Annotated in this window: 11 protein-coding genes; 7 read left to right on the forward strand and 4 right to left on the reverse strand. The window is 56.4% G+C overall.

Annotation, left to right across the window (positions count from 1 at the left end):
* Nucleotides 1–28: 28 nt before the first annotated feature.
* The 4 genes from G583_RS0106675 to G583_RS0106690 all read left to right on the forward strand — a co-directional run bounded on the left by G583_RS0106675 (nucleotide 29) and on the right by G583_RS0106690 (nucleotide 4,689).
* Nucleotides 29–820, forward strand: a complete 792-nt coding sequence (locus G583_RS0106675) for an IclR family transcriptional regulator (protein ID WP_022870416.1) — start codon at nucleotides 29–31, stop codon at nucleotides 818–820.
* Nucleotides 821–970: 150 nt separating this feature from the next.
* Nucleotides 971–1,951: a PDR/VanB family oxidoreductase gene (locus G583_RS0106680; RefSeq protein WP_022870417.1), complete on the forward strand. Its 981-nt coding sequence runs from the start codon at nucleotides 971–973 to the stop codon at nucleotides 1,949–1,951.
* A 17-nt stretch (nucleotides 1,952–1,968) separates the two neighbouring features.
* Nucleotides 1,969–3,168 carry a cytochrome P450 gene (locus G583_RS0106685; RefSeq protein WP_022870418.1) on the forward strand — a complete coding sequence of 400 codons (1,200 nt, stop codon included), beginning with the start codon at nucleotides 1,969–1,971 and terminating at the stop codon, nucleotides 3,166–3,168.
* Nucleotides 3,169–3,294: 126 nt separating this feature from the next.
* Nucleotides 3,295–4,689: an MFS transporter gene (locus tag G583_RS0106690; protein WP_022870419.1), complete on the forward strand. Its 1,395-nt coding sequence runs from the start codon at nucleotides 3,295–3,297 to the stop codon at nucleotides 4,687–4,689.
* A 559-nt stretch (nucleotides 4,690–5,248) separates the two neighbouring features.
* On the opposite strand, the gene G583_RS0106700 is transcribed toward G583_RS0106690, so the two are convergent.
* Together G583_RS0106700 and G583_RS0106705 are read right to left on the reverse strand one after the other, a co-directional pair.
* On the reverse strand, nucleotides 5,249–6,190 hold the full coding sequence (locus tag G583_RS0106700) for an MBL fold metallo-hydrolase (RefSeq protein WP_022870421.1): 942 nt from the start codon (nucleotides 6,188–6,190) through the stop codon (nucleotides 5,249–5,251).
* A gap of 38 nt (nucleotides 6,191–6,228) precedes the next feature.
* Nucleotides 6,229–7,608: an aldehyde dehydrogenase family protein gene (locus G583_RS0106705; protein WP_022870422.1), complete on the reverse strand. Its 1,380-nt coding sequence runs from the start codon at nucleotides 7,606–7,608 to the stop codon at nucleotides 6,229–6,231.
* A gap of 167 nt (nucleotides 7,609–7,775) precedes the next feature.
* On the opposite strand from G583_RS0106705, the gene G583_RS14800 reads away from it, so the two are divergent.
* A complete protein-coding gene (locus G583_RS14800) occupies nucleotides 7,776–8,594 on the forward strand; it encodes an SDR family oxidoreductase (protein ID WP_022870423.1) in 819 nt (272 codons plus the stop codon).
* Between the two features lie 125 nt (nucleotides 8,595–8,719).
* Here the strand turns inward: G583_RS14800 and G583_RS0106715 are convergent, their stop codons facing one another.
* Both G583_RS0106715 and G583_RS0106720 read right to left on the reverse strand, forming a co-directional pair.
* Complete coding sequence (locus tag G583_RS0106715) at nucleotides 8,720–9,232, reverse strand: CoA-binding protein (protein WP_022870424.1); 513 nt, start codon at nucleotides 9,230–9,232, stop codon at nucleotides 8,720–8,722.
* 9 nt (nucleotides 9,233–9,241) lie between these two features.
* Nucleotides 9,242–10,534, reverse strand: coding sequence for an O-acetylhomoserine aminocarboxypropyltransferase/cysteine synthase family protein (locus tag G583_RS0106720; protein WP_022870425.1), 1,293 nt, complete (start codon nucleotides 10,532–10,534; stop codon nucleotides 9,242–9,244).
* 86 nt (nucleotides 10,535–10,620) lie between these two features.
* Between G583_RS0106720 and G583_RS0106725 the strand changes: the two genes are divergently transcribed.
* Entirely contained in the window at nucleotides 10,621–11,388 is a 768-nt protein-coding gene (locus G583_RS0106725; protein WP_022870426.1) for a hypothetical protein, read from the forward strand.
* Nucleotides 11,389–11,404: 16 nt separating this feature from the next.
* A complete protein-coding gene (locus G583_RS0106730; protein ID WP_022870427.1) occupies nucleotides 11,405–12,970 on the forward strand; it encodes an arylsulfotransferase family protein in 1,566 nt (521 codons plus the stop codon).
* Nucleotides 12,971–13,005 lie beyond the last annotated feature (35 nt).

Here is a 13,005-nt window from a genome sequence, read left to right on the forward strand (position 1 = left end):
ATCAAGTGCGCGCTAGAAGGAGTGTGCTATGGCGAATCCCCGTCCTCGTCATCCGCGACGCGAACCCCAAGATGGGGCGACTAAAAACGATACGGTAACGGCTCGGTCTCTGGCATTGCTGGGGGCGTTTGGTCCTGGTCGAACGCGATTGTCACTGAGCGAGATGGCTAGGCGAGCGAATCTGCCGGTTTCTACGGCGCACCGCTTGGTCACGGAGCTCGTGACATGGGGAGCCTTAGAACGAGTGAATAATGAGTACGTCATCGGTCAGCGACTGTGGAAGCTCGGGCTCTTAGCGCCCATTCGCCAAAATATGGCCGAAATTGCCGCGCCCTATATGCAGGACGTGTTGTTCGTGACGCATAACGTCGTGAATCTTTTTGTGTTGGAGGGCAGCCGCGTGCTCTTGCTGGAGCGAATTTCCGGGACGCGTGTCGGTGCGCCATTCCGTAAGGTAGGGGACCCTCTGCCGTTGCACGCGTCCGCGGCTGGCAAAGTTATGTTGGCTTTTGCTGGGCAGCAGCTCATGTCACAGGCTACCAAAGATATGGTGCGTCTGACCGAGCACACCTTGATGACGCCGCAAGATTTGCGGGTAGAGGTCGAGGCTGTGAAGAAAGCCGGATACGCATTGTCGAATCAAGAAGTCGGCATGGACAACTACGCGGTCGCCGTCCCAGTACTGGGCCCGATGGGTCAAGCTGTTGCAGCACTCGGCGTCGTGCACCAGGTGGCACCTTCGGTTGGTTCCGTTGTCCCCGTGCTGCGGATCGCAGCACGGGGGATAGCCAGAAGCTTGAGTACCGTGGAGAGCTTCTAGCTGGATCACATCAAGATATGATCCGAATCATAGAATTCTTTCCATTAGATGGAAAACAGTTCTTGCTGTGATGTGGAGTACTTCTAATGTTGACTCAAGTTCATTGCCCCGTCCGTCTGGGGCGGTCCCGATGAAAAGGAGAGCTAGAGCGTGACTATCACTGCACCATCCAAGGCCCCCGCCACGCTTGACACCGTGATTGAGTCGGCTGAAAAAGTTGCCGATGAAGTTCTCTCGCTGGAGTTGCGCAAAGTAGATGGTACTGATTTCCCTGCTTGGGAACCTGGAGCACACATCGACGTACACCTTGGCGACGACCTGATCCGTCAGTATTCGGTGTGTTCGACTCCTGACGATCTGTCGGTTTTGAAAATTGGTGTTCTGCGCACGCCAGACTCCCGTGGTGGCTCAGCGTACGTTCATGAGCATCTCACCCCAGGAACTGCGCTGACCATCTCAGCCCCACGCAATAACTTTCCGCTCCTGAAATCTCGCAAGTATCTCTTCATTGCCGGCGGTGTTGGCATTACGCCGATGATCCCGATGCTGGAACAAGCAGAAGCTGAAGGCAAGGAATGGGTCTTGCACTATGGAGGCCGCTCCCGAACCAGCATGGCGTTCGCTGATGAATTGCTGGCCAAATACGGCCCAGAGAAGATATTGCTGTATGCCAATGATGAAGATAACGGCCTGGACCTGAACGCCGTCCTCGCACTACCCCGTGCTCACATGCTCGTCTATGCATGTGGCCCGGGTGGCATGCTGACCGCTATTGAAGAACTTTGCATGGGTTGGCCCCCGGGCGTGCTGCACACCGAACGTTTCGTGGCGGCTGAACTTGGCGCAGCATCCAGCAGCGAGCCATTTGAAGTTGAGCTTGCTCAAACTGGTGGCAGCGTCAAAGTCCAGCCAAACCAGTCTATCGTGGACGCTGTTGAAGAGGCCGGTGCGCGTGTCCTGTCGAGCTGTCGCGCTGGACTGTGCGGCACATGTGAAACGCGCATTATCTCTGGTGAACCAGAACATCGCGATGCTGTCCTGACGCAGGAAGACAAAGATGCCGGTGAAGTCATGCTGGTCTGCGTTTCCCGTGCTGCTGCTGGTTGCAGTCGTTTAGTACTTGATTTGTGATTCACCGAGGAGCTTTTATGACTACCATTATAGAACCAACAGTTTTCACCGAAGACCCCTTCACTGAAGCAGCTATCGCTGACCCATATCCATTTCTTGAACGCTTGCGTGAAGCAGGTCCGGTCAGTTATTTAGAGGCCACCGGGACCTACGCGATTGTTGGCTACAAAGAAGTCTATGAAGTGCTCATGGACTTTGAGACTTACGTGTCATCCGGCGGTCTTGGCCCACGTGACATCCGCGAGGATGACGCGTGGCGTCCACCGAGCATTCTCGAATCTGACCCACCGATTCACACGGTTATGCGCCGCGCCCTGACTGGTGTGATTAACCCGGGCACCGTGCGCGCCTTGCGTGAACCATTCACACTTCCCGCCGTCGAGATTGTCAGCGAGCTGGCAAAGCTCGACAGTTTCGACGTCGTGACACAATTGGCGGAAAAATACCCAATTCGGGTGTTCCCTGATGCAGTTGGTCTGCCGGAAGAGGGGCGCGAACACCTGCTGCCGTACGGCAATATGGTGTTCAACGCTTTCGGTCCGGAGAACTACATTTACCAGCAGGCGTTTGCGAATGGCGATGAGCACTCGGCTGTCGTCATGAAACTCTGTGCCCGGGAATCCCTTGATGATGTCGGTTTCGGTTCAAAAATCTGGGATCGTGTCAAAGACGGTCTCATTACCGAAGAACAGGCAGCGCTGCTTGTTCGCGCTCTGCTGTCCGCAGGTGTTGACACCACAATCTTCGGTATTGGGAACACTCTGTCGGTCCTGGCGCGCTACCCAGAAGCTTGGCAGCGTCTACGGGAAAACCCGACCATGGCCAAATTTGCCATCGACGAAGCGCTCCGCGTTGAATCTCCGTTCCAGAAATTCCACCGCACCGTGGCAACAGACACAGTTCTAGGTAATGTCCACATTCCTGCTGGTTCGAAGATCCTTGTGTTTGTTGGTGCGGCTAACCGCGACCCGCAGAAATGGGGCGACGACGCCGCAGAGTTTAGTCTCGACCGCAGCTCATCCGGCCACGTAGCATTCGGCATGGGCTTGCACCAATGTGTCGGCCAGCCAATCGCACGGCTTGAGATGGAGATCGTCCTCCAGGAAATGCTCGAGAAATTCGAAACCCTCGAATTGGACGGAGCCCCGTCGCCGTTGATTCACAACGTATTGCGCGGCTTCGATTCCATCCCGGTAAAGGTTACCCCTAGCCGCTAAATTACCGTACGTCGCGGCAGGCCTCTCAGCTAGCAACCTCGGAGGCCTACTGTTCTGCGCCATTTTTAACAGCAGGTATTGTTTTTTTATCGCATTTGAAATGCTTCGTCCCGTTAGGAACAGCACATGGCACATCAAACCGCCACCCGATCCACCGCTCCGGTTCCCACGGCTTCAGATCTGACCACTTCCGGTCCAGCATCATGGAGTGCAAAACGCCGTAAACGCTATGGCTGGATGGTCACAGTCATGCTCCTGGTACTCATGATGATCAGTTGGGCTGATAAAGCGATCCTCGGGATCGTTGCGGTACCACTCATGGAAGACCTTGGTATCAACGAGGCTCAGTTTGGTTTGTTGGGCAGTGCGGTTTTCATACTCTTCGGTATTGCGCAACTTGTTGCCGCACCAATCGCAAACCGGGTCCAAGCCAAATGGATCCTGCTCATCCTGTGTCTGGTCTGGTCAATTGCACAAGTGCCCGTGATTTTATTCGCGTCACTGCCCGCGCTGTGGTTTAGCCGTTTGCTGTTGGGCGCTGGGGAAGGACCGCTGGCACCAATCACGATGCACGCGGTCTACAAATGGTTCCCAGCCCGTAAAGGTGCGACCCCAGCTGCGCTGGCCTCGGCAGGTGTCACACTTGGTATTGTCGCATTTGCTCCGGTACTGGCCTGGGTTACCGCATCGTTCGGCTGGAAAGCGGCATTTGTATTTGTTGCCATCATTGGCGTCATCTGGGCCGTGGCATGGTTGTTCATTGGGAAGGAAGGCCCATACACCTCTGTTAAAGCAGAGCGAGAAATTGAAGGCTACTCGGGCGAAGATGAGACTGATCCGTTAGCTGCTGCCAAGGTCGCAGCAGCCGATCAGAAGGTCAAGTACCGTCGTTCCCTATTGACGCCGAGTTGGATCCTGGCGGTCCTGTGTTCCTTCTTTGGGTATTGGACCTTTACGGTAGCAACCACCTGGTTGCCCGCATATTTTGAAAATGTCATGGGGGCTAGCACGCAGCAGTCTGGATCACTTATTGCGCTGCCCGCCATATGGGGTGCCGTCGCAACCGTAGGACTCAGCTGGCTCACCGAATTACTCGCCGCACGTGGCATGTCGAGCCGTTACTCTCGTGGGCTTGTTTTGAGCCTGGCGACGGTATTTTCTGGTGTGATGGTGCTCGCCGGAACACTGGCTGGTTCACCCGTGCTTGCGCTTATTTGTTTCACGTTCGGATTTGGTACGGCTCCAGCATTATTTGCGCTGACTTACCTGGTGTGTTCAGAGATGACCAGTATCGGACAACGCGGTGCCATGCTCCAAGTAACCAATGCCGTGGTCACGACCGGTGGACTACTCGCACCGGCGTTCGTCGGAACGCTTGTCAGCGCGGCGGTGACCCCAGCACTTGGGTATGAGCAGTCATTCATGCTGACCGGTGTGATCACGGGCGTGGTCGGGTTGATCGCCTGTCTGGCTATTAACCAGCAACGCGATCGAAAGAAGCTTGGACTCGATATCGCCTAGTTCGGCTCACGCCACGCACCACCAGTTCAACAGGCCGGGTTGGTGTCTGATTCTTCAGACGCCACCCGGCCTTAGGCCTTTCTTGGTGTGGTCCCACAGGTTGCCGTATCAAACAATGCGAGTAGCCGGCAGACCAATGTGGCAGCGATGTTCTCATCCGGTGAAGGTTTGTTGACCGGCGGCCCAGGAGAAACGATGTCTCCAGGCGCTGGTTCATTGCGTGCGGTCAAGCCGCCGAACTCCGGGTCGATGGGCTGTTTCGCGGTCCCACGCTAGCCCCTTTTTGAGACGCCACGAACTTCCGCGAAAGGGCAGCGTCATCACCAACACAGGTAGCCTGCGAGACTGAGCTAATGCACGCGATTTTTGGTTCGGCAAAACACAGCTCCAACTGAGCCGAGGCGGTTGGACGATGCACAGACCAGGCAGCAGCGTTTTTTGAAGATGTTTATAAGTTGGCTGCAGGGACAGAACGTGCCAAGACAACTGGCCGTGCCCTCGCGCGGATGCGCAGGGGCACGGCCAGTTAATGAGCGGTGTGCAAGGTAGTCGAGCTGGGTTACACGCCCGCGTACGAAGGTTCTGGAACCAGGGCGAAGCGCTGGCCACTGGTCGCGACATCCACCGTTCCGGTGTATGTGGAACGGGCTCCGGCGGCCCATTCTGCTGCGGTTGCGACGCCGGCAAGGTGCGACAGCACAAGGTGCTTGGCATTGGAAGCGGTCGCCACGCGCCCTGCCCCCGCGGCCGTCGTATGGGACTGACGCTGGTGATTCATGAACGCCTCGCTGAAGCCTTTGGCCGCAAAGAAGTCGAGATTCACGGCTTCGTGCACGAGAATGTCGGTGTCCTGCGCTAGACGGATCAGGGCGTCGCTTTCTGCGGTGTCACCGGAGAACGTGATTGAGCCAGCGGCGGTGTCAACCCGGAAGGCAAATGCCGGGTTCACCGGAGGATGGTCAACCAACGCAGCCGATATTTTGACCCGATCGTCTTCATAGACGGTGAACGGAGCCCGCGGCTCGGCCATGCCCGACTCGGGGACGGCAATTTCCACCGGACGAATGAGTTCGGACATGACCGGTCGGGCCTCGTCGGTTTCGCGGATGCGGAGATCATACGAAAACGCCTCGAGCGTGTGGCTGACGAGTCCCTCGGTCCCGGACAGCTGTTGGCCATCCGGGTGCCCGTCGTCTCGTCCCGGTCCGTAGATCGAGATGGGGTGATCAAATCCGTCAACCGGTGCGCCCCAGTTCCACATAAGGAATCCGGGCAACTCAGCTACATGATCAGAATGTAGATGGGTAATGAATCCGGCTTTGAAATCTTGACCGCGCAGACCGGCTTCGTGGGCGGAGCGAACACATCCGAGTCCGAAATCGATCATATAAAACTGATCGCCGACGACGACAGCGCTGGCCATACCGTTTTCTTTGCCGCGAATCGCGGGCCCTGCAGCAGTCCCCAACGTAATGAGTTCTGTTGAAAAAATATCAGACATGACAATGTTCCTATTGATCTGGTGAATATGCTGCTGGACTAGGAGCCAACGTAGGTGTTGATGGTGCGGGGTTCGAGGTACTCATTGAGTCCCCAGCGGCCGCGTTCGCGACCCAGGCCCGAGGTCTTCCACCCGCCGAAGGGCGCATCGAGTTCAACAACGGTGTGTTGGTTGATCCAGACAGTGCCTGATTCCAAACGGTTGGCGTATTGTTTGGCGCGATCCAGGTCTTGTGACCAGATCGAGGCGCCTAAGCCGTGCTGACCGGCATTGATTTGGTCGATCGTGGCGTCGAGGTCGTCGTAGGTGATAACTGGCAGTGCGCTGCCGAATTGCTCCTGATCCACCAGTGGCATACCCGATTGTGCATCCGCGATGATGGTCGGGTCCATGAAGTAGCCTGGGAGGTCCGAGGAGCTTGAACCACCGGTTATGAGGCGTGCGCCGGATGAGACGGCATTATCGACGAGTGAACGAACGATTGAACGTTGCGATTCATTGTGCATTGGTCCCATCGTGGTGCCTTCGGCAATACCGTGTCCCACGATGATGTTGTCGGCGTGTGCGGCTAATGCTTCGGAGAAGTCCTTGGCAATAGAGCGCGGCACGTAGACCCGTTTGACCGCCATGCAGACTTGTCCTGCGTTGCGGAATGCGCTGTTGACGATGTTGCGTGCGGTGGTCTCAAGGTTGGCGTCGTCCAACACGAGTGCTGCGTCGTTGCCGCCGAGTTCTAGTGTGACGCGCTTGACGGTTTCGGCGGCCTGCGCGGCCACTGCCGTTCCTACTTCTGTTGACCCTGTGAAGGAAATTTTCCGGATTTCTGGCAGAGTGCTCAGAGCGACATTGACGGTGCGGTTGCTGCTCGTGCGAACCTGCAGCACCCCGTCCGGGAGCACCTGGTTCAACAGTTCCACCAGTGCAATGGTGGACAGGGGAGTGGTCGGCGAAGGTTTAGCAATGACGGTACAGCCGGTCACCAGAGCAGGGGCGAGTTTCACCGACAATAATGAGATCGGGAAATTCCATGGGGTAATGGTTCCGACGATCCCTACCGGGCGGTGCTGGACTTCGAGCTCACGACCTTGACGCGGTGGTAGAACCTCAGTCTCATCCCAGGCCAAGTCGGCATAGTAGTCGAAGAGGTCAGCTGCAACGTTGAACTCACCGATTGCTTCTGCCAGCACCTTGCCCTGTTCCAGGGACAGGATTCGACCGAGACGACCTGCGTCACTGCGAACCAGCCCTGCGATCGTACGGAGAGCGGCCCGGCGTGCTTCGCGATCGGCGGCCCAGCCAGCACTACTGTCCTGGGCTCGACTGATTGCCTGACGGACGTCGTCTTCCGTATGTTGTGGTGCTTCATCGATGAATTCTAACGTCGCGGGATCGTAAACCGCGTATGTCGGTGCTGCCAACGCACTACCTCCACTACTGTCGTATGTTGACTCCAGTTTCACCGTCAAGGGACGAGGAATCGACAAGTTTTCCATTGGATAGAAAAACATGTGGTGAACTGGGCCACATCACGCAGAATGCAGGTATATCCTCAGCAAATGCCAACGTCACAGGAGTGCACATACTTATGAGCTCAACGAGCCCCAAGCTAGTCGTTACCGGAGTTGCCTCAGGTATTGGAAAAGAAACCGCGAATGAACTGCGCTCGCAGGGTTATGAGATTCTCGGGGTGGATCGCGCGGCGGTGGAAAACTTCGAGGGCACCTTTATCCAAGGCGATCTCTCGACCCAGGACGGTATCGATGGTGTTGTACAAAGCATTGCAGCGGCTGCGCCCGAAGGCATTCAGGGGCTAGCCAATATTGCTGGTGTTCCAGGGACCGCTCCGGCAGAGGTCGTTTTGAACATTAATGTCTTTGGTCTGCGTGACTTGACGTACGCATTGCGTCCGCTGCTGCAGCCCGGTTCGGCTGTCGTGAATTTGGCGTCGGCCGTTGCGTACCAGTGGCGTGCGAGCAAAGATCGTTTGGCAGGGTTCGCACTGGCCTCGGATCGCGAAGTCGCGCTCCAAACAGCACTAGCAGACCAAGACATTATGGAAAACTCGTATTTGTTCTCTAAACAGTGTGTGCAGTTGCTCAGTGAATATCTTGCAGCAGAATTTCTCGAGGACAAGATCCGTGTCAACTCGGTGAGTCCGGGACCGGTCGAGACCCCGATCCTCGAAGACTTCAAAAACGACCACGGTCGTGAAAAGGTCAATTCAGCAGCCCAGGTCGTCGGTCGCTTTGGTACCCCGGTAGATATTGCGCAGTGCGTAGCCTTTGCTTTCACTCCGGCCGCGGCCTGGATCAATGGAACCGACCTTCGCGCCGATGGCGGATTGACCGCCTACCGTGAAACAGCAGCGCTGCGCGAAGCCCATGTAACTCCCAGTCAGGTATAAATGCATCCCGCTGCGCGGAATCGCTAGCTCGCCTTGAACAGCGCGTGCTTACCGCAGCCAGAATCCTCACGAAAGTCAACCGGCCGCTGGGATCTACCCAGCGGCCGGTTGTGTAACGGGGAATTCTACGCGTCGAGGCGCTGGCGCTTCGACGAGATCTGACCGGTATTAAAACCAGCCAAGTTCAAACCCCCATGGAAGCGGGCGTGCTCAATTTTGACGCACCGATCCATCACAACGGTCATCCCGAGGTCTTCTGCAACCTTGGCTGCTTCATCCGACCAGATACCCAACTGCAACCAAAAGTATTTGGCGCCAATCGCAGCAGCCTCTTTGGCAATCTCAGGGGTGTCTTCGGCACGACGGAACACATCGACCATATCGATCTGCACCGGGATATCTTCCAGCGAGGCGTAGACCGGGTGTCCCAGAATTTCGCCACCTTTTTCAGCCAGGATCGGGTTGACGAAATATACGTCGTAGGTGGACGACGACAACAGGTAGGTCGCCACGAAATACGAGGCGCGCTTGAGCTTATCGGACGCACCAACAATGGCAATGGTTTTGACATTTTGCAGGATGTTCAAGCGCTCAACAGCGCCTGGACCAACCCACTTACGTTCAGATACGGCAGTCATTGATTCTCCTTAGGCGTCTTTCATTGTTGCGGTCAGCGCCTGGTCGAGGTCCCAAATAATATCGTCGACGTCTTCAATCCCAACTGAGATACGGACCAGATCATCGGGGATACCTGCGGCAACGAGCTGTTCTTCCGAAAGCTGCTGGTGGGTGGTGGAGCCCGGATGCAGCATCAGGGTTTTCGCATCACCAATATTTGCCAGGTGTGAAGCCAACTGTAGGTTGGCCATGAACTCGGCGGAAGCCTTTCGGCCGCCCTTTACTCCGAAGCTGAATACCGAACCCACACCGAGTGGCAGCAGTTCTTTACCGCGCTCGTAGTATGGGTTGTCTTCGAGCCCAGCAAAGTTCACGTACGCGATACGGTCATCTTCGGCCAACCACTTGGCGACTTTGTAAGCGTTGCTGAGGTGTTCATCCATGCGCTGTGGCAGCGTTTCCACACCGATCATCAGTTGGAAGGCTGCCTGTGCGGAGAGCGTTGGTCCAAAGTCGCGCAACTGTTCGTTACGCAGCTTGGTAAGGAAGCCAAATTCACCGAAGTTTCCGTACCACGACAGATTGTTATAGGACGGGACCGGTTCGGTCATCAGCGGGAAGTTGCCGTTATCCCATGGGAACTTGCCGGATTCAACAACCACACCGCCCATGGTTGTGCCGTGACCGCCCAAGAATTTGGTGGCCGAGTGGATCACAATGTCCGCGCCGTGTTCCAACGGACGGATGAGGTACGGCGGAGTCAACGTGGCATCAACAATCAGCGGGATACCATTGTCAGCAGCAAGCTTGCCCAAACCTTCTAGATCCACGATCACACCCGAAGGGTTCGCCACGATCTCGGTATAGATGGCCTTGGTGTTCGGCTGGATGGCTGCTTCGAAGGCTTCAACTTCGGTGGAGTCCACGAATGTGGTGTCCACACCAAAACGACGCAGCGAAACATCCAGCTGCGTGACCGTCCCACCGTAGAGTTTCGACGACGCGAGGATGTGGTCCCCCGAACCGGCCAGCGCTGCGATGGTTACAAACTCTGCGGCCTGACCGGAAGCAGTGGCAACCGCACCGATGCCACCTTCCAGTGAAGCGATGCGTTCTTCAAATGCTGCAACCGTAGGGTTTGAGATACGGGAATAGACGTTGCCGTACTTCTGCAGGGCAAAAAGATCCGCTGCATCTTGTTGTGTTTCAAACACATACGACGTCGTCTGATAAATCGGTACGGCACGTGAACCGTGAACAGCGTCAGGCACCGCCCCGGCGTGGAGGGCACGTGTGCGGAACCCAAATTCGTGATCTGCCATAACATCCTTTCTAAAAATTCGTCATGTTCCAGCATACCTGGCAGCACTCAGCGGGGATCCATATGGGCCAATTAGAGTAATGGTTAATGACCAAACGCGAATCCCCTGACCACCACACACCCCGGCGGCAGCCTACGAGCTCAGAGAATCCGCCGCAGACCCAGACCACCAATTTTTGGACCACGGGCAAGGGCGTGCTGACCATTGTGGCCATCGCCGTGGGGATCACCGCCGTCGTCATGACGTTTATCTTGTCCACATTGGACAACGACACTGAATTTGGTCGGGAAGGTGGCTACCTTGATGTGCCCACCGACTCGGTGTGTGATCTCGGCGGGGTAGCGCACTCAGGGTCCATCGGTGACACCCCGGATGCTAACTGGATTGAATTCCGCGGCGCATGGTTGCCTACCTCGGAGCGGTACGGCCCGGGAGAACTTGAGCCCGCAGGAAAATTCAGCTGTTTTGAACATTCACCGCGAGGCATGTTGTTTGCTGCTTCCGCGTATACGGGACAACTGACAAACCCTGACTACTGGGAAGGTGACCGCCAGTTTTTTGCCGGGGAGCATGCCGAGGAACATCAAGCCGAGGCCGAAGAACTCTTCACCACGGTATTCTCCGAAGCGGACTCAGCGCTGGGTGGCTTCCGGTTGGTGCGCTACGATGAAACGACCGCACAAATCGATATGGCGGTTACCTCCTTCGAAGGTGCTGAAACATCGCGCACCTCTGTCCTCTTGGACATGGTCTGGGTCGATGGCGATTGGTACATCGATGCCTCCGGAGACGATCTAGCCGTTACATTGGAACCGTTGACGGACCTTATCGGCTACCAGAACTGGTCGGCATAACGTATAGAATCTCGCTATGGCGTATCAGCGAAGCATCCCTCGAGTCTTTGGCGTCACTGCCGCGGCAACCCTGGCCGTCGTCCTTGCAGGGTGTTCAGACACCCCGATTCCGCATCAAGAATTCGTATCGCGCCCCGACCTGAAACCACCGGAGTTTCAAGTAACTCGCGGCGACGCCTGGGATGCCGAGGCTGCGGCCGACGACGAATACATTTTCCTCACCCCGAATTTCGATACCGATACGCCCGCGAGCGCGGCCATGATTGTCGATACCAACGGCGAGGTCGTGTGGATGGACCCATCCGGGCAACACGATGACGATGCCGGGCATTTTGATTTGCGCCCGCAAGAGTACCAGGGCGAACAGATCCTCACCTACTTTAAGGGGCCTGCCGCGGGTGGCTGGGGTTACGGCGATATCTACCTGATGGATGAGTCGTATCAGGTGTTTAACACGGTCACCACCGGTGGCTCTTTGCCGCCACATGAAACAGATTTCCACGATATGACCATCACCGAGGACGGCACGATGTTGTTGCTGGCTTATGTCGCGACCCAAACGGACCTGACCGAGGTCGGAGGACCTGAAGACGGCTGGGTTGAGGACGCGGTCATTCAGGAAGTTGATATGGAATCCGGGGATGTGGTGTTCCAGTGGAGCGCACTGGATCATATACCGGTGACCGATTCGATGTTGGACTATGAAGAAGAACATCAGGCGCAAGAAGACGACGAAGATGATGACGAAGCCGAACTCGGTACGCAGGGCCAGCCGTTTGATTACTTCCACATCAACTCAGCCACCTTGGACGATGACGGCTCGATCTTAGTGTCCGCACGTCATACTCACGCGGTCTATCAGCTGGACCCTGACAGTGGTGAAGTGCAGTGGATTCTGGGTGGTAGATCCAGTGACTTCGAGATGGCTGAGGATGCCGTATTCAAGTGGCAGCACTCGGCGGCACGGGACACCGACGGCACGATCACGCTGTTGGATAATCACACGAAAGAAGATGATGGTGACTCATCACGTGGGTTGCGACTCGACGTCGACGAAGATGAGATGACCGCTACGGTCGTGACTGAATATGCGCCACCAGAAGAACGCCCGGCAGGGTCAATGGCCAACACCCAACCGTTGGAGAACGGCAACATGATCGTGGGCTGGGGAGCGCAGCCGTATTATTCCGAATTCACCAATGAGGGTGAACTGCTCTACGACGTCTGTCACGGCGATGCCTGCCATGAGCCAAAATACGATGGCGGTGGTGGCAGCTACCGGGCGTATAAAGGCCCGTGGGAAGGGGATCCGAACACTGATCCGGACGTTGTGGTGCAAGACAGTGACAACGGACAGCGCAGAGCCTACATGTCGTGGAATGGGGCGACTGAAGTGGATCGCTGGCGGTTGCTCGCCGGGTCGGATGAAGACCACGTGACCCAGGAAAACAGCGTGCCCAAGACAGCATTCGAGACCTCGATCCCGGTGCTTGATGAGACGTCCGAATACCTGGCCATTGAAGCTCTGGATGCTGACGGCGAGGTACTTGCCACCGTGACACCGGAACTTGAAAACTCGTAAGACGAGTTCGGGGGACCCGCTGTAGCAGCGAGTCC

The organism is Yaniella halotolerans DSM 15476 (assembly GCF_000420805.1).
Lineage (GTDB): Bacteria > Actinomycetota > Actinomycetes > Actinomycetales > Micrococcaceae > Yaniella > Yaniella halotolerans.

What these genes read in the sequence shown, in the direction of transcription:
- G583_RS0106700 (WP_022870421.1), bottom strand. Translation starts at nt 6,190, where the DNA reads ATGTCTGATATTTTTTCAACAGAACTCATTACGTTGGGGACTGCTGCA.
- G583_RS0106685 (WP_022870418.1), top strand. Translation starts at nt 1,969, where the DNA reads ATGACTACCATTATAGAACCAACAGTTTTCACCGAAGACCCCTTCACT.
- G583_RS0106730 (WP_022870427.1), top strand. Translation starts at nt 11,405, where the DNA reads ATGGCGTATCAGCGAAGCATCCCTCGAGTCTTTGGCGTCACTGCCGCG.
- G583_RS0106715 (WP_022870424.1), bottom strand. Translation starts at nt 9,232, where the DNA reads ATGACTGCCGTATCTGAACGTAAGTGGGTTGGTCCAGGCGCTGTTGAG.
- G583_RS0106725 (WP_022870426.1), top strand. Translation starts at nt 10,621, where the DNA reads ATGACCAAACGCGAATCCCCTGACCACCACACACCCCGGCGGCAGCCT.
- G583_RS0106675 (WP_022870416.1), top strand. Translation starts at nt 29, where the DNA reads ATGGCGAATCCCCGTCCTCGTCATCCGCGACGCGAACCCCAAGATGGG.
- G583_RS14800 (WP_022870423.1), top strand. Translation starts at nt 7,776, where the DNA reads ATGAGCTCAACGAGCCCCAAGCTAGTCGTTACCGGAGTTGCCTCAGGT.
- G583_RS0106720 (WP_022870425.1), bottom strand. Translation starts at nt 10,534, where the DNA reads ATGGCAGATCACGAATTTGGGTTCCGCACACGTGCCCTCCACGCCGGG.
- G583_RS0106690 (WP_022870419.1), top strand. Translation starts at nt 3,295, where the DNA reads ATGGCACATCAAACCGCCACCCGATCCACCGCTCCGGTTCCCACGGCT.